The organism is Streptomyces thioluteus (genome assembly GCF_039535865.1).
Map to the genome: position 1 here is coordinate 1 of NZ_BAAAXZ010000030.1, position 16,743 is coordinate 16,743.

General features: G+C 70.9%; 14 protein-coding genes and 1 pseudogene. 2 read left to right on the forward strand and 13 right to left on the reverse strand.

Features of this window, described 5'->3' with window-relative positions; translation table 11 throughout:
- Positions 1-333 precede the first annotated feature (333 nt).
- Positions 334-975, forward strand: a complete 642-nt coding sequence (locus ABD794_RS03820; RefSeq protein ID WP_344960895.1) for an SCO3374 family protein — start codon at positions 334-336, stop codon at positions 973-975.
- On the opposite strand, the gene ABD794_RS03825 is transcribed toward ABD794_RS03820, so the two are convergent.
- From ABD794_RS03825 to ABD794_RS03875, 11 genes are all read right to left on the reverse strand, one after another.
- Entirely contained in the window at positions 914-1,246 is a 333-nt protein-coding gene (locus ABD794_RS03825) for a histone-like nucleoid-structuring protein Lsr2 (protein WP_344960896.1), read from the reverse strand. The two genes, ABD794_RS03820 and ABD794_RS03825, sit on opposite strands and share 62 nt — an antisense overlap.
- Before the next feature lie 174 nt (positions 1,247-1,420).
- A complete protein-coding gene (locus ABD794_RS03830) occupies positions 1,421-1,957 on the reverse strand; it encodes an amino-acid N-acetyltransferase (RefSeq protein WP_344960897.1) in 537 nt (178 codons plus the stop codon).
- A 9-nt stretch (positions 1,958-1,966) separates the two neighbouring features.
- Positions 1,967-2,362 (reverse strand): BlaI/MecI/CopY family transcriptional regulator, encoded by a 396-nt coding sequence (locus ABD794_RS03835; RefSeq protein ID WP_199892159.1) that lies wholly within the window; start codon positions 2,360-2,362, stop codon positions 1,967-1,969.
- Between the two features lie 148 nt (positions 2,363-2,510).
- A complete protein-coding gene (locus ABD794_RS03840; protein ID WP_344960898.1) occupies positions 2,511-2,690 on the reverse strand; it encodes a hypothetical protein in 180 nt (59 codons plus the stop codon).
- 47 nt (positions 2,691-2,737) lie between these two features.
- Entirely contained in the window at positions 2,738-3,514 is a 777-nt protein-coding gene (locus ABD794_RS03845; RefSeq protein ID WP_425585914.1) for a hypothetical protein, read from the reverse strand.
- A 292-nt stretch (positions 3,515-3,806) separates the two neighbouring features.
- Positions 3,807-4,604 (reverse strand): type III pantothenate kinase, encoded by a 798-nt coding sequence (locus ABD794_RS03850; protein ID WP_344960900.1) that lies wholly within the window; start codon positions 4,602-4,604, stop codon positions 3,807-3,809.
- The gene (gene nadC, locus ABD794_RS03855) at positions 4,604-5,614 is read right to left on the reverse strand and encodes a carboxylating nicotinate-nucleotide diphosphorylase (RefSeq protein WP_425585915.1); all 1,011 of its coding nucleotides are present in this window, start codon (positions 5,612-5,614) and stop codon (positions 4,604-4,606) included. The genes ABD794_RS03850 and nadC overlap by 1 nt, the downstream gene beginning before the upstream one ends.
- Positions 5,611-7,296, reverse strand: coding sequence for an L-aspartate oxidase (locus ABD794_RS03860; RefSeq protein ID WP_344960901.1), 1,686 nt, complete (start codon positions 7,294-7,296; stop codon positions 5,611-5,613). Before ABD794_RS03860 ends, nadC begins: the two co-directional genes overlap by 4 nt.
- Positions 7,293-8,171, reverse strand: coding sequence for a pantoate--beta-alanine ligase (gene panC / locus ABD794_RS03865; RefSeq protein ID WP_344960902.1), 879 nt, complete (start codon positions 8,169-8,171; stop codon positions 7,293-7,295). Before panC ends, ABD794_RS03860 begins: the two co-directional genes overlap by 4 nt.
- Positions 8,168-9,106 carry a Rossmann-like and DUF2520 domain-containing protein gene (locus ABD794_RS03870; protein ID WP_344960903.1) on the reverse strand — a complete coding sequence of 313 codons (939 nt, stop codon included), beginning with the start codon at positions 9,104-9,106 and terminating at the stop codon, positions 8,168-8,170. The genes panC and ABD794_RS03870 overlap by 4 nt, the downstream gene beginning before the upstream one ends.
- 276 nt (positions 9,107-9,382) lie before the next feature.
- A complete protein-coding gene (locus ABD794_RS03875) occupies positions 9,383-9,628 on the reverse strand; it encodes a hypothetical protein (RefSeq protein WP_344960904.1) in 246 nt (81 codons plus the stop codon).
- Between the two features lie 99 nt (positions 9,629-9,727).
- On the opposite strand from ABD794_RS03875, the gene ABD794_RS03880 reads away from it, so the two are divergent.
- Complete coding sequence (locus tag ABD794_RS03880; protein WP_344960905.1) at positions 9,728-10,849, forward strand: DUF5937 family protein; 1,122 nt, start codon at positions 9,728-9,730, stop codon at positions 10,847-10,849.
- 87 nt (positions 10,850-10,936) lie between these two features.
- Here the strand turns inward: ABD794_RS03880 and ABD794_RS03885 are convergent, their stop codons facing one another.
- The gene (locus tag ABD794_RS03885; protein WP_344960906.1) at positions 10,937-11,611 is read right to left on the reverse strand and encodes a response regulator transcription factor; all 675 of its coding nucleotides are present in this window, start codon (positions 11,609-11,611) and stop codon (positions 10,937-10,939) included.
- Positions 11,612-11,676: 65 nt separating this feature from the next.
- Positions 11,677-12,830 (reverse strand): annotated as a pseudogene (locus ABD794_RS03890) (sensor histidine kinase).
- Between the last annotated feature and the right edge of the window lie 3,913 nt (positions 12,831-16,743).

The window sequence follows — 16,743 nt, forward strand, 5'->3', positions numbered from 1 at the left end:
AACCCGATGGTGGGAGACGATGTTCCCGCAGGCCAGGCATATACGCTCACCACCACTACGCCGATGGCGAACGCACTCCCTGCGCGGCACGGCTCGTCACACCTCGGGATCTTCCCGGCAAATGCCCCCAAAGCCCTGCGGTATCGCCTCTCCCCACGGGGAATGTCCTACCCTCCGGCACGGACACTCCATGCGGCGCGACCCCGCGCACTCCGCTATGGGCGAACACCCTCGCGCCGCCGGAGGCGCCCATGCGCCCCTCAAGCCCTATACGGAGCGTGCCCGGCCCTGGACCGTGCGTAACCTCGGGGACCCGGCACAGTTGCACCGTTCATGACTGCCGTCCTGCCCGGCCCCCGCGCCCCCCTGGACGCCGCGCCGCTGCGCCGTTGGTACGAGGACGAGCTGGGCTGGACCGTGACGGACGGGCCGCCCCCCTCCCTCGTGACCGGGGTGCGTTTCGACGCCCTGGGCATGCCCGCCGCGGCGGGCTTCGCCGTGCTGGGACGCGTCCGCCGGGTGGGCCCGGCCGCGCTGGACCGGCGGAGCGGAACGCTCTGGTTCCTGACCGCCGCGGGCAGCGCCGAGGAGCTGCCGGAGCTGCTCCGCTGGCTGGAGTGGGACGGGATCGCCCTGGACCTCGCGGTGCGGGGCCCGGGCGGCCGGATCGTCGCGCCGGCCCCGGTGCGACGCCCCCGGGCGGGGGACCCGCCCGATCCGCGGGAGGCCGTATGGGTGCGGCCTCCCCGGCCTGGGTGCGAGTTGGAGCCGACCCTTCCGGTGACCGGCCTCGGGGGCGGCACGGACACCGACGCCCCCGATCTCGTACGGCTCGTGAGCGCGGCGGCGACGGAGTGCCACCGGGCCCGGTTGCTGCGCGCCGGACGGTCGCGCAGGGGACGGCCGACGGAGATCAGCCGTTGGCCTTCTCGTACGCCTCACGGATCTCGGCCGGGACACGGCCCCGGTCGTTGACGTTGTAACCGTTCTCCTTGGCCCACGCGCGGATCTTGGCGGTGTCCGGGCTGCCGGCGGAGGCGGCGCGGCCCCGTGCCCGGCCGGCCGAGCGACCACCGGTGCGGCGGCCGTTCTTGGCGTACGGCTCGAGCAGCCCGCGCAGCTTGTCGGCGTTGTCGGTGGTGAGGTCGATCTCGTACGACTTGCCGTCCAGGGCGAACGTCACCGTCTCGTCCGCCTCGCCGCCGTCGAGGTCGTCGACAAGAAGGACCTGAACCTTCTGCGCCACGGGGGGATTCCTTTCATCAGCAGAAAAGGGATTACGGAGGAATAGCAAACCGCCTTTCCCGGAAAAACACAAACCCCCGGGGAAGGTTCAGTCACCGTTCCGCACGGGAACGGAGGCTTCCAGGACGGCACGACAGTGGCGCGATTCGGACATTCGGACATAAGGGCCCGGCCATCACAGATGCAGAAGCATCCGGCTGTTGCCAAGGGTGTTCGGCTTCACCCGTTCGAGACCCAGGAACTCGGCAACACCCTCGTCATAGGAGCGCAGCAGCTCGCTGTAGACATCACCGTCCACCGGGGTCTCACCGATCTCGGCGAAGCCGTGCTTCGCGAAGAACTCGACTTCGAAGGTGAGGCAGAAAATGCGCCGCACCCCCAGCCAGCGCGCCGTCTGCAGGAGCTTGTCGAGGAGCGCGTGGCCGACTCCGCCGCCCTTGGCCGCCCGGTCGACGGCCAGCGTGCGGACCTCCGCGAGGTCTTCCCACATCACGTGCAGTGCGCCGCATCCGATGACCGTACCGTCTTCGTCCCGTTCCGCGACCCAGAACTCCTGGATGTCCTCGTAAAGGGTCACGGTGGCTTTGTCGAGCAGGATCCCGTCGCGGGCGTAGGCGTTGATGAGCCGGCGCACGGCGGGCACGTCGGAGGTCCGGGCCCGGCGGACGGTGACGACTTTTGCGGAGGTGGGCCGGTCAGTTGCTGCGGGCATAACCGGACGCTATCGCCCGGCGGGCGGGGCTCCGTCCGCGGGTCCGTCGAGTTGCACGACCCGGATCGCGTCGCGGAGGGCTTCGCGTTGTTCGGCCGACATCATGCCGAAGAAGGCGACGAGAGCGGCCGCGGGGTTGTCGCTGACCGACCACGCTTCGTTCATCAGTGCGGCCGAGTAGGCGGCGCGGTTGGAGACCGCCTCATATCGATAGGCGCGGCCTTCCGCTTCCCGCCGCAGCCAGCCCTTCTGATACAGGTTGTCCATTACGGTCATCACGGTGGTGTAGGCGATCGACCGTTCCTGCTGAAGGTCTTCGAGGACTTCTCGAACAGTGACCGGCCGGTTCCACTCCCACACGCGCGTCATGACGGCGTCTTCCAGATCACCGAGGCGTCGAACCACACGCGAATAATAGTGGGAGATGTCTCGAATGCCGGTTTATCGCGGGGTGACGGCAAGGCGGCGGGCAAGCCGACGGCGGAAAAAGGGCGTGCGGCCCGGAAATACTCTTCCGAGCCGCACGCCCCGGTGCGCGGGTTTCCTCTCGGGTTCAGGCCCCGGAGGCCTTGCCTTCCGCCGTGGCGGCCTCGGCACGGGCGAACGCCGCGTCGACGATCGCGTCTTCCTTGCCCTTGTTCGCACCACCCTGGCTCTTGACGATCGTCACGACCAGCGCGGTGAAAGCGACCGCCATCACCACGGGCGGGACCAGCGCGGCGACATAGTCCATGGCCGTCGGCTCCTTCGGTTCTGGAATCGGTTGGCGACCCGACCAGATTACGCGTGCGCCACGGGCGGTCCCTGCGGGACCCGGCTCCCGGGCGGCGGCGCCGGTTTGCGGCGGGGCGGAAAGACCTCGCCGGGGGTGGGAATGGGGCGGTCGGGCCGGGGTGCGCCGGGCGGCGGCGCGGGCGGCGTCCTGGGCCGCTCCGGCGCGGGAGCCGTGCCGGGCTTGGGGGCGGGCTTGGCGCCCGGCTTGGGGCTCTCCGCGGCGCGCAGGGCGCGGGAGCGCGGTACGGCGGCCTCCGCGCGGTGCGCGCGCTCACAGCGCCGCAGGAGGGCGTGGCGGCGGACCGTCTCGGCCGGGCCGGCCGGGGCGGCGCACAGGGTGCGGAGGGCGGCCAGGTCCTCGGCGCCGGGCCGGTGGCCGGCCGCGAGGGCGTCCTGGAGCCGCGCCAGGTAGCCGGGGGCGGTGCCGGGGAGAGCAGCGCGGTAGCGGGCGAGATCCGCGCGGAGGAAGGCGCTCAGCCGGCCGCTCTCGCGGGCGGCTTCGTCCACGGCCCGGGCGAGCCGGAGGCATTTCTGTTTCTCGCGGGATTCGCCGATTTCGCCGATTTCGCCGGCTCCACCGGTTCCGGTGGCTCCGGTGGTTCCGGTGGTTCCGGTGGTTCCGGTGGTTTCGTGCAACTCGCACATCTCGCGCTGCTCATGCATCTCGTGCGTCCCGGTGGGCTCGGTGCGGGGCTGGAGGGCGATGGCGAGGGCACGGCGCAGGACGCGCAGCTCGTCCGCGCTGAACGCCATGCCGCCGCGGGATCCATAGGGCGTTGGCATGGGGCGACTTTAAGTGCTAAACGGACAATTTTCGCTTACCGGTGGTGTGTGGCGCGGCGTGGTCTTTTTCTCCCCGCCCCGCCCTTTCACCGTTTCTCGCAGGGGCTGCGCCCCCTGGACCCGGGCAACGCGCCTGCGGCGCGTTCGTCCTCAAACGCCGGACGGGCTGATTCAGCCCGTCCGGCGTTTGAGGACAGCGCCCGGAGGGCGCTTCGGGGGTCCAGGGGGCGCAGCCCCCACGGAAACGGGAAAGGGCGGGGCGGGGGAATTCCGGCGAGGCCGGCGGGGCGCCCTACGTCCGCGCCACGTTCCGCTCGTACACCAGCCGCAGGCCGATCAACGTCAGCCACGGCTCGTGCTCGTCGATCACCGTCGCCTCGCCGAGGACCAGGGGGGCCAGGCCGCCCGTCGCGATGACGGTGACGTCGTCGGGGTCCTCGGCCAGCTCGCGGGCCATGCGGTTGACGACGCCGTCGACCTGGCCGGCGAAGCCGTGGATGATGCCGGACTGCATCGCCTCGACCGTGTTCTTGCCGATGACGCTCCGCGGACGGGCCAGTTCGATCTTGCGGAGCTGGGCGCCCTTCACGCCCAGCGCCTCGACGGAGATCTCGATGCCGGGCGAGATGACCCCGCCGACGTACTCCCCGCGCGCGCTCACCGCGTCGAACGTCGTCGCCGTGCCGAAGTCGACGACGATGCACGGGCCGCCGTAGAGCTCGACGGCGGCGACCGCGTTGATGATGCGGTCGGCGCCGACCTCCTTGGGGTTGTCCATGAGGATCGGCACCCCGGTGCGGACGCCGGGCTCGACCAGGACGGCGGGCACGTCGCCGTAGTAGCGGCGGGTCACCTCGCGCATCTCGTGCAGCACGGAGGGGACCGTGGAACAGATGGCGATGCCGCCGATGCCCTCGCCCAGGTCCTCGCCGAGCAGCGGGTGACGGCCCATCAGACCCTGGAAGAGGACGGCGAGTTCGTCGGCCGTGCGGCGGGCGTCCGTCGAGATGCGCCAGTGCTCGACGATCTCCTCGCCGTCGAAGAGGCCGAGGACCGTCTGGGTGTTGCCGACGTCGATGGTGAGCAGCATCAGACCGGTTCCCCCTGCTCGGACCGCTCCTCGCGCAGGTCGAGCCCTATGTCGAGGATCGGCGAGGAGTGGGTGAGCGAGCCGACGGCCAGGTAGTCCACGCCGGTGGCGGCGTAGGTGCGGGCGTTGTCGAGGGTGAGCCGGCCCGAGGACTCCAGCCGGGCGCGGCCGGCGACCAGGGCGACGGCCTCGCGGGTGGCCTCGACGGTGAAGTTGTCGAGCATGATCAGGTCGGCGCCCTCGGCGAGCACCGGCGGGATCTGGTCGATGCGGTCCACCTCGACCTCGATCGGCAGGTCGGGGAAGCGCTCCCGGACGGCCTTGAACGCCTCGGCCACCCCGCCGGCGGCGACGACGTGGTTGTCCTTGACGAGCGCGGCGTCCGACAGGGACATCCGGTGGTTGACCCCGCCGCCGCAGCGGACCGCGTACTTCTCAAGCGCCCGCAGCCCGGGGGTGGTCTTGCGGGTGTCGCGGACGGCCGCCCCGGTGCCCTCCAGGGCGTCGGCCCAGGCGCGGGTGGCGGTGGCGATGCCGGAGAGGCGGCACAGCAGGTTGAGCATGCTGCGCTCGGCGGTCAGCAGGTCGCGGGTGCGGGTGCGGACGGACAGCAGCGGCCGGCCCGCTTCGACCCGGTCGCCGTCCTCGACGTGCCGCTCGACCTCGAAGGCGTCGGTGCAGACGACCGAGAGGATCGCCTCGGCGACCCGCAGGCCGGCCACGGTGCCCGCCTCGCGGGCGGTGAAGTCGCCGGTGGCGACGGCGTCTTCGGGGACGGTCGCGACGGAGGTGACGTCCACGCCGCCGTCGAGGTCCTCCTCGACGGCCATGTGCGCGATCTCCTCGACGAGCACGGGGTCCAGCCCGGCCTCGGCCAGCAGCGCGGCGAGGGACTCGTCGAGCCCGCACTCGTAGGCGGACGGGCCCTCGCCGCAGGCGCAGCCGTCGCCGCAGCCCGGTTCGTCGATGAAGGTGCCCAGCCGGTACTGGAGGTTCTCGGGGGTGCTCACGCGGTGCTCCTCGGTGCTGCGGAAGGCGGGGACGCCGGCGGGAACGCGGCCGTCTCGGTGGTGGAGACCGCCAGGGTACGGTCCGGGCGGAGGGTGACGAGAACGTGCCTGCGCCAGGCGGCATCGTCCCGGTCGGGCCGGTCCTCGCGCCAGTGGCTGCCCCGGGTCTCCTCGCGCCGGAGCGCCGCGGCGACCAGGACGCGGGCGACGAGCAGCAGGTTGGTCGCCTCCCACGCGTCGGTGCCGGGCTCGACGGCCTTGTCGGCGGTCTCCTCGATCCGGGCCAGCTCGGCGGCCGCCCGTTCCAGGCTCTCCCGGGAGCGGAGCACGCCGGCGCCGGCCGTCATCACGCGCTGGACCGCGAACCGGGTCTCCGGCGCGACCAGGCGCTCGGTCTCCGCCGCCGGGACGCCCTCGCCCGCCGGACGGTGGGACGCGGCGATGTCCGCCGCGATGCGCTCGGCGAAGACGAGGCCTTCCAGGAGGGAGTTGGAGGCGAGCCGGTTCGCGCCGTGCACGCCGGTGCACGCGACCTCGCCGCACGCGTACAGGCCGGGGACGGTCGTCCGGCCGCGCAGGTCGGTGCGGACGCCGCCGGACGCGTAGTGCGCGGCCGGGGCGACCGGGATCGGCTCGGTCACCGGGTCGATGCCGTGGGCGCGGCACGCGGCCAGGATCGTGGGGAAGCGCTCGGCCCACATGGCGGCGCCGAAGTGCCGGGCGTCGAGGTACATGTGCTCGGCGCCCGTCTCCTGCATGCGCCGCGTGATGCCCTTGGCGACGATGTCGCGCGGGGCCAGTTCGGCGAGTTCGTGCTGTCCGATCATGAAGCGGACGCCGTCCGCGTCCACCAGGTGGGCGCCCTCGCCGCGGACGGCCTCCGACACCAGGGGCTGCTGCCCCTCGGCGTCCGGGCCGAGCCACAGCACGGTGGGGTGGAACTGGACGAACTCCAGGTCGGAGACCTCGGCGCCGGCGCGCAGCGCGAGCGCGACGCCGTCACCGGTGGAGACGGACGGGTTGGTGGTCGCGGAGAAGATCTGACCCATGCCGCCGGTGGCCAGGACGACGGCCCCGGCCCGGACGGCGCCGACGCCGTCGTGCTGGCCCTCGCCCATGACGTGCAGCAGGACCCCGGCGGCCCGCCCGTCGCCGTCCTCGAGAAGGTCGAGGACGAGCGCGTGCTCGATGATCCGGATCCCGGCGTCGCGCACGGCCGCCACCAGCGCACGGGAGATCTCCGCGCCGGTCGCGTCGCCGCCGGCGTGGGCGATGCGGCGGCGGCGGTGGCCGCCCTCGCGGGTCAGCAGGATCTCGCCGGTCGCGGCGTCGGAGTCGAAGCGGGCACCGGTGGCGATGAGCCGGCGGACGGCGTCGGGGCCCTCGGTGACGAGCGCCCGCACGGCCTCCTCGTCGCACAGGCCGACGCCGGCGACGAGCGTGTCGTCCAGGTGCTGCTCCGGGGTGTCCCCCTCGCCGAGGGCGGCCGCTATGCCGCCCTGGGCCCAGCGGGTGGAGCCGTCGTCCAGGCAGGCCTTGGTGACGACGGCGACGTCCGCACCGCCGGCGGCGCAGCGCAGTGCGACGGTGAGGCCGGCGACGCCGGAGCCGATGACGACGACGTCGGCGTCGACGGACCAGCCGGGGGCGGGTGACGCGAGTCGTATCCCGCTGCCGCTCATGAGCGCTCCCCTGTGCCGAAGGTGATCGGCATGTTGTCGATGAGGCGGGTGGTGCCCACCTTGGCGGCGACGGCCAGGATCGCCTCGCCGGTGTGCCCGTCGGCAACCTCGGTGAAGTCGGCCGGGTCGACCAGGGCCAGGTAGTCGAGGACGACGGGGGGCTCCGCCGTGGCCGCCGCGTCGAGGACGGCGCGGGCGGCGCGGCGCACGGCGGCCGGGCCCTGCGCGACGGCGGCCTTCCCCGTGAGCAGCGCGCGGGAAAGCTCCAGCGCGGAGGCCCGGTCGGCGACCGAGAGGTAGCGGTTGCGGCTGGAGAGGGCCACGTTGTCGCCCTCGCGGACCGTGGGGACGCCGACGATCTCCACGGGGAAGTTGAGGTCGCGCGCCATGCGGCGGATCAGCGCCAGCTGCTGGGCGTCCTTCTGCCCGAACAGGGCGACGTCGGGCGCGGTGAGGTGGAGCAGCTTGGCGACGACGGTGAGGACGCCGTCGAAGTGCCCGGGGCGGTGGGCGCCTTCGAGACGCGCGCCCATGGCTCCGGCGGTGACGCGGACCTCGGGCTCCCCGCCCGGGTAGACCTCGGCGACGGAGGGCGCGAAGACCGCGTCCGCGCCGGCCTCCGCGGCCAGCGCGAGGTCGGCCTCCAGGGTGCGCGGGTAGCGGTCGAGGTCCTCGTTCGGGCCGAACTGGAGCGGGTTGACGAAGACGGTGACGACGACCTGCCCGTCCGGCCCGGCGATCCTGCGGGCCTCGCGGATCAGGGTGGCGTGGCCCTCGTGCAGGGCGCCCATGGTCATTACGACGGCGCGGGGGCCGGCGCCGGTGCCCGGCAGGGCGCGCAGCGCGGCCGCGTCGCCGATGAGCAGGTCGGTCACAGGTCTCCTCCGTCCACGCCGTCCGTCGTGTTCGAGAGGACGTCGAGCAGGTCTTCCGCCAGTTCCGGCTTGAGCAGGCCGTGCGTGAGGGCGCGGTCGGCGGTGGTGCGGGCCATCGCCAGGTAGCCGGCCACGGCCTGGGGCGCGTGCGTGCGCAGCTGGGCGACGTGCGCGGCCACGGTGCCCGCGTCGCCGCGGGCGACCGGGCCGGTCAGCGCCGCGTCGCCGCTGCGCAGCGCGTTGTCGAGGGCGGCCCCGAGCAGGGGGCCGAGCATCCGGGCCGGGTGGGCGACGCCCGCCGTGCCGAGCAGCTCCATGGCCTGGGCGATCAGGGTCACCAGGTGGTTGGAGCCGATGGCGAGGGCCGCGTGGTAGAGCGGCCGGGCGGCCTCGTCGATCCACTCGGGCTCGCCGCCCATCTCGATGACCAGCGCCTCCGCGGCCAGCCGCAGCTCCTCCGGGGCGGTGACGCCGAAGGAGCAGCCGGCCAGCCGCTGGATGTCCACGGCGGTGCCGGTGAAGGTCATGGCCGGGTGCAGGGCGAGCGGCAGGGCCCCGGCCCGGGTCGCGGGGTCGAGGACCGCCGCGCCGTGCCGCCCCGAGGTGTGGACGAGCAGCTGTCCGGGGCGGACGGCCCCGGTCTCGGCGAGCCCGGCGACCAGCCCCGGCAGGACGTCGTCGGGGACGGTGAGCAGGACCAGCTCGGCCCGGGCCAGCACCTCGGCGGGGGGTACGACGGGGACGCCGGGCAGGATGTCCGCGGCCCGGCGCAGCGAGGCGTCGGAGACGCCGGAGACGGCGACGGGCCGGTGTCCTGCGAGGGCGAGCGAGGCGGCGAGCACGGGGCCCACGCGGCCGGCGCCGACGACGCCGACGGTGAGCCGGGCGGGGCGGTCCTGCGGGCTCGTCTGCCCGGAGGTGTGTTGAGCGTTCACGCGGCGGGATGCCTTCCGTTCCAGTCCGCGGGGGTACCGGACGATTCCGCTGTCATGCTACGCGCTCGGGCGCGGGCGCCGTGGGGGTGGAGTTTGCCCCGGTCCCGCCCTTTCACCGTTTCTCGCCGCGCTCCGCGCGGGTTTGTCCTCAAGCGCCGGACGGGCTGATTTTCAGCCCGTCCGGCGCTTGAGGACTCCGCCCGAAGGGCGGATGGGGGCCGGGGGTCTCCCCCGGGAAACGGTGAAAGGGCGGGACCGGGGCAAACTCCCCCCACCTCAGCGGCAGCGCCCCTCCTCCGGCACACGCACCGGCGCCGGCACGGCCGAAGCCGCGGCCGAGGCGGGCCGCGCCGCGAAGGACCGCCGACGGACAACCCGCCCCGCCAGCACCCGGCGGAACTCCCGCCACGCAAAGATCTCCCGCACCGTACGGATCTCGTCCGTCCCCGGCGCAGGCGGCACGGGAACACCCTGCTGAAGGGCGCGGTAGCTGTCGAGCATGTGCTGCTGGGTCGCGTTCATGCCCTCACCGTGCGCCCCGTCCACCCTCCGTGGCCCGTGGATTGACGAGGACCGTCAAATGATCAACGCGCCCGTCACGGGAGGCCCAGAATGAGACACATGAGCGTGACGATCGACATCGCGGGCCTGCCGCCCGACCGCGTGCTGTTCGCCGCGTCGCCCCTGGCCGAGCTGGGTCATGCCCTGCACGTGCTCGCCGAGCCCTCGCACCACCCCGGGCTGCACGGCTGGGTGACCGCGACGGCCGCAGGGCTGAAACCCGACCTCGCCGACCGGCTCTGCGAGGCGGACTTCCTGTGGGGGTCGGTCTTCTCCGACATCTTCCTGCCGCTGGCGGCCCTGCCCTCGGCCGAGGGCAGGGCGGGCGCCACGCTCGCGGACGACCTGGACATGCTCGACCGGCTGGACGACGAGCGGTTCGTCGAGGCCGCCCTCGACGTCTCCTGCTCCGGCTACTACGCGGACGCCTCCGTCGGCTCGCCGCTGCACGACGAACGGTCCCGCGCCCTCACCCTGGAGCGCGCGGCGGCCCGCGGCCCGCGGAACGTGGTGTTCGCCCAGCGGCTGCTGGAGGACCCGCCCGGGGTACGGGCCTGGGTGCGGCGCCTGATGGAGGACTGCGAGCAGGCGTTCTTCGGGGACGTCTGGCGCCGGGTGGGCGTCCAGCTCGCGACGGACGTGCGGCACAAGACGGAGGTACTGCGCCGCCGCGGGCTGCGCGAGGCGCTGGCCGAGGTGTCGCCCGCGGTGTCGGTGGACGACCGCGGGACCCGCATCACCGTCGACAAGCTGTCCTCCGGCCGCGCCACGGCCCTGGACCCCGCGGTGGGCCCGGGCATCACGCTCGTCCCCTCCTCCCTGGGCTGGCCGCACCTGCTCGTCCTGTCCGCGCCGGGCTGGCGGCCAGTGATCCACTATCCGGTCGGCACGCCCGAACTGCCGGATCCGGCCTCGCTGGGACTGCTCAAGCTGCGCATGGAGGCCCTGGCCCACCCGATGCGCCTGCGCATGTGCCGCTGGCTGGCGCGCAGCGCCTGCACCACCGGCGAGCTGGCCACCGAGCACGGCATCAGCGCGCCGGAGGCGTCCCGGCACCTCGCGGTGCTGAAGAAGGCCGGGCTGCTCACCACCCGGCGCCGCGGCCGGTACGTGCTCCACCAGCTGGACCTGACGGTGGTGGCCCGGCTGGGGAGCGACTTCCTGGAGGGCGTACTCCGCTAGGGGCCACAAGCAGGGGGCTACGAGCAGGGGGCTACGAGCAGGGGGCTACGAGCAGGGGGCTACGAGCAGGGGGCTACGAGCAGGGGGCTACAACCCGCCCCCGCCCGCCCGCACCAGCCCGCTCTCGTACGCCATCACCACCACCTGCACCCGGTCCCGCAGGCCCAACTTCGTCAGAATCCGCCCCACGTGCGTCTTCACCGTCGCCTCCGACAGCACCAGCCGCCCCGCGATCTCCCCGTTCGACAGCCCCTGCGCCACCAGCAGCATCACCTCCCGCTCCCGGTCCGTCAGCCGCCCGATCTGCGTGTCGGCCGACTTGGGGGCGGTCCCGGGCAGCATCGGGGTGAAGCGGTCGAGGAGCCGCCGCGTCGTGCTCGGGGCCACCACCGCGTCACCGCTGTGGACGGCGCGGATCGCGCCCAGCAGCTCGGCCGGCGGCACGTCCTTGAGCATGAAGCCGCTCGCCCCGACCTTCAGCGCGGAGAAGGCGTACTCGTCGAGGTCGAAGGTGGTCAGGATGAGCACCTTCGGTGCGTTCTCCCGGAGGCAGATGCGCCGCGTCGCCTCCACCCCGTCCATCCGCGGCATGCGGACGTCCATCAGCACCACGTCCACCGCCGTCGCGGCCAGGACGTCCAGCGCCTCCGCGCCGTCACCGGCCTCGGCGACGACCTCCATGTCCGGCTGGGCGGCCAGCACCATGCGGAAGCCGGTACGCAGGAGCGCCTGATCGTCGACGAGCATCACGCGGATCGTCATGCAGAGAGTCCCTTTCCGAGAACGAGGAGGAGCGAGAGGAGCGAAGCGAGAGGAAGGGCGAGCGCTCAGCGCCCCGGCCGGGCCGGCAGCAGCACGCTGATCCGGAAGCCGCCGCCCGGCCGCGGCCCCGCATCCAGCGTGCCCCCGACCATGCCGACGCGCTCGCGCATCCCGATGAGGCCGTGCCCCATCCCGTCCGCCCCGCCCGATTCGTAGAGCTCGTGCTGCGCGCCCCGGCCGTCGTCCTCGACGAGCAGCCCGAGCCCGTCGTCGAAGTAGGTGAGCCGCACGCTGGCACCGACGTCCGGCCCGCCGTGCTTGCGGGTGTTGGTGAGCGCTTCCTGGACGATCCGGTACGCCGTCAGCTCCACGCCGCTGGGCAGCGGCCGGGCGCTGCCCTCGATCTTGTACTCGACCGGCAGCCCGGCCCCGCGCACCTGCTCGACGAGCTCGTCGATCTGCTCCACGTCGGGCTGCGGGACGTACTCGCCGCCGGACGGGGCGCCCTCCTCCGAGCGCAGCACGCCGAGCAGGCGGCGCATCTCGGCGAGGGCCTGGCGCCCCGGTGCCGGAGATCGTCTCCAGCGCCTGCTTGGCCGTCTCGGGCGAGGAGTCGAGGACGTACGCGGCGCCGTCGGCCTGCACCACCATGACCGACACGTTGTGCGCGACGACGTCGTGCAGCTCGCGGGCGATGCGCGCGCGCTCCGCGGCGACGGCCATCTTCGACTGCTGCTCGCGCTCCTTCTCCAGCCGCTCGGCGCGCTCCTCCAGCTGGGCCCAGTAGGCCCGGCGGGTGCGCATCCGGTCGCCGAGGACCCAGGCGAGGAGGAAGGGGAGGGCGGCGAAGGCGTGGTTGAAGATCTCGTGGGTGAGGTTTGTCGCTGGTCACGTCCGGCCAGCGCCACCAGTACAGGAACGGCGCCGCCAGCCCGCCCACCAGCGCGAACCGGGACGCCCCAGCGGTCGTGCCGGACGCGGCCGTGTAGACGACGATCAGCATCGGGAGGTCGTAGATGTTGAACTGGACGTCGAACGCCAGCTGCGCCAGCCCGGCGACCGTCGCCAGCAGCAGCATCTTCTCGGGCGCGCGCCGCCGCAGCGCCAGCACCAGGCACAGGGCGAGCGAGACCCCGACGACGGCCACCCGGTGGAGCGCCGTCGCCGCCGCTTCCTCTGTGACACCGCCCACGTGCGCACAGCCCCATGCAGCTAGCACACGGCCCAGAAGTCTGAGTGCTCACACCTGTGGTGTCTGCTCGGAGTGAATGTTCGTATGAGGCGGTGCACGTCACCCAGCGTGCACGCCTGTCCCCGTGGCCCGACCGTGGGTCACGCGCGGCTGATCGTGATCCCGCCTCACGCTCCCGCCTACTCGCGTCAGGGAATGGAGGCGCCCCGGACCCAACAGCTCCGGTGTTGCGCGCTTAGCTGGTGTGCGACAGTGTACTACATCCGCGCACCGACATCCGGTGCGCGGGACGTCGGTGACGCGACACACCTGGCTGGAGGCGGCGACGGAGTGAGCCTGACCTCTACGGCAACTCCCGTGCGTTTGTTTGCTAGCCACCGCCGCTGAAAGGGCCGCATGGCCGTTGTAAGCTCCACTTGCGTCGTTTCTTTCACCAATTCCCGATCGCATGTTGCACGCCTCCTCCCCGCCTCGACGGCCTTATGGAGCTGTCTGGTGGCCGAGCTGCTGTGCGCCGGGTCGATCCTCGCAGCGGTCTTAGAGAGGGGGGTGTGGTGGTCAGACCCGCGGAGCTGGGTCCTCACCGACCTTTGGGGGCGGGACTTCTGGTCGGTGCGAGGCTTGTGGTTCACTCGGTGGCGTCTCTGTGCTCGGCACTGAACGCCCGGCCGCGGTGGACATGTGTGGTGCCGTGCGCGTCAATTCGCCCGTGTTACGCCGTCGTAAAGTCGCTGACGCGTGGCATCTCGCCCGCCGGCTTCGACGGCGGTTGAATCCTCGTCGGGTCGTGGACGCTGCTCCACCCCGATACAGGAGGGATGGGAACGCGGCCTGCTCTTACGCTCAACGTAGTGCTTGCGACATACGTTGCCGGCTGATCGTCTTCGTTATTGAGACCCCCAGACTGTGTACGTTGCGTTGCTGTGACAGTGGAGCGGCCGTCGCCAGGGTCTCGTGGCTCGAAGGGACCGGCGAGACGAGACTGGCCCTGCGGACATCTGTCCGTCTACCCGGCGCGTTGACTGTCAGGGATACTTGGCTCGCGCATGCCATGTGCGTCCCTGGGTCCTTGTTGTGATGCTATGGCATGCTGTGGCGCTGTGTTCTAGCCGGCATCGGCGCGCTCGCGGCCCGAGAAGTTCGTGTGGGAGGTTCGGAGACGTGTCTGGGAACGGCATGATCGTAATCTAGTGGAGTGGTTCCCTGTGGCGGCGCGTCGAGCACGTTGCGCACCGTAGTCGGAGTCCCGGTCCGCCCTTCGGTCACCCTGCTGCGGCCTTCCCGAGACGGGCGCGAGGTGCTGGCCCGTACTCGACGTGCTTCGTGTGCGTGAACATCACCGCGCACGTGGCCGCTCGACGCGTGGCGCGGTCTTCTGTGCTGCCCGGCTCTACGAATCCAGGACGCGACGCGCTGCGGCGCTCTCTTGTGGCGTGGAGACTGGCTATGTGTCCGTACCACGTGTCCGTCTCTCCTTGTCGCACTTCGTGCAGTGATCCCGCCGTCGCTATCAGTTCTCTGGCCCTGGGCGGGCGGCCGGCGAGGCGGGCGAGCTGACGCTGTCTTTACCCGTCCGCTCACTGGGCTCCTTGCGGAGCTTGGCTGCTCCATCGCCGGAGTGGGCCCTGGTATAGATGGCGCGTGGACGCTGCGTGCCTTCCCAGGCTGGATTAGACACTAACGGTGTTCCTCATGACGGGGAGACACGACGGTCGGCATCTGCTGATGTGACTGCCGGCCTGAGAAGTACAACCGACAATGTTGCGGTTCTAGATCGAAGTCCTCAGGCGCCTAGCCGAGTCCCTCTCAACCATCACGTGGGTTGGCTGTGCGGCTTTGCTCGCCCTCTCCTCGACGGCGTAACGGAGTACCGCGAGTTCGTGTGCCGGAGCCCGGTAGATGGTCGCGTATAATGGACAACTCGGGGTGCGGCGTGAGATAGCTGTTCGAGGCGCGTACGACTACTGTTGAGCAGCTTCGTTCATGCTCGTGTCCAATCCGGCAGCGTGTACTGGGTCTGTGCGCGTGTTACTCCTAACGAGCTCTGTGTGGCAGTGCGTCATGCCGTCAGAGCGATGGCGGCATGCGGAGGTGCCGATGACATGCGTCGGTGTGGCTGCTGTCACCGCTGCTGTGCCGAACTTGAATCCGGTATGTCTCCACCACATGATGGTTACTCGTCTTCTATCCCCTGGAACCTGGGCGGCATCACCCCGGCTCTTCACACGCCTTCCGGCGATCGTGCTGCAGGTTGCTTCCCGTCGCCTGGGTTGCTGGATAGAGGTACTCGCGGGCGGCGGATTTGTGCCATACTATCATAGGTTCAACCGTGCAGTTCTCGTCTCGCTTGGCCTTCGATAGGAATGATATCTCGGCCTCGGACCGCCTGCTGGGCTTCAGGCCAGGCCTCGTCACGGTGCGGTGGCCGAGGGTCCTCGAAAAAAAATTAAACTCAGACAAAAAAAGAGTACTGTGAGAACAAGAAAAAAAAAAAAAAAAACAATACATCACGGACCGTGGACTAGGTCGCTCGGGGCACACTGAGATCTTCCGCGGTCCGCACGCGCGGGGGCGGTCGGGCTGGTTCTCTGTGACCCCTCGGGAAGACGGTTGCACGCGGTACGTGTGAGTGAGTCGGCCCATGCGCGCGGGGGAGACCTCCGGCCGTCGACATTCGTAAAATTCCTGCGGCGCGTGACGAGGGCCGTACTGGCCGTACACAGTCGCGCTCGAGCGACGTCCTGTAAGGATCGTGACCTCGGAGGGTAGGGCGTACTGTGCCTGGCGTGCGCCTTTCTTGATAGTGCCCTGTCTCTGGAGCAGTACGTCACTAACTCTACTCCTTCTGTGACTCTGTGCTCTTGACGGGCCTGTCCTGGACACCGCCTGGACGTGACACTCCCCGTCCCGGCCTGTTTTTGGGTAGAGCCGTTTCTCGGCCGGTCCATCCATAGCGCCTCCTTTGTCCGCAGAAGGTCCTCGAAGGCCCTCCCGAGGGGCGCCGTCGATCGTAAACTGCCTTGTGACCGTGGCGAGCAGAACTCCGCTCGGCCATCAACTGGTACTACCTGGTCTCGAGAGGGCGTAGAGGATCTCCCGTACGCATCTGCCTGAATGCTGCCGTGCTCGGCTGCTCCTTCAACAACCAGCGCAGTGCGCTTGGTGGTAGTATGCTTGATGCCACTTGGCACGCTGTGGTCGCTGGTACATGGTGGCGATGTCTTTGGGTCACTGTTCTTCGTGGTTGGAGCGTCAATCGACAGTATGGCCGGTGGTACCTCCGCGACCTTCATCTCACACATACCTGGATTTCCTGCGATAGGTCGTGTGCGCTGTGCTCGTGCCGCCTCCTTATATCTACGCCAGGAGCGAGTGTCGTGATCGTGCTCCCGTCTCCTCTTCTATCGTCTGAGCACGTCGGCGAGAATCATTGCGCCTCTCACTGGGCTTTCGGCCTTTCCATTGTCTTGGCCTTCTCGTTCCTCGTGAATTCGTAGCCAGTGCCCTTGTCTTATTGTGCGCCAACCGCCGGCACTGTGCCGTCTTCCCGCACGGTGGCAGCGCCACCTGAACCTGGGAACCTTGGCAAGCTGGGCTCCTGTGTGGACGCTGACTCGGCTCCGATCTTCGCGGAGATACGGCCGTGCTAGGCGCTCGGGCCGCACATCCGGGCCGCCGGACGCGCCTCGGGGGCCCGGCGGTGACTCTCGTAAGTCATAGCGGCCTCGTGGGGTGCCAACCCGGTGCATGTCTGCCTACGTGGCCTTTCATGGGATGTCGTCACCGCGTGGGCCTCCCAGCTGCGCCGGGCCACGGTGGGGTTAATCCGTGCTTCCAGTCCTCGCCATGCGCTTGGCGCGACGGACCCTTGCTCGGTACGCCCCCTGCCACCCTATCTCGCGCAGCTGTCCCTAGATAGCCTTCGCGCTCTGCACTGATA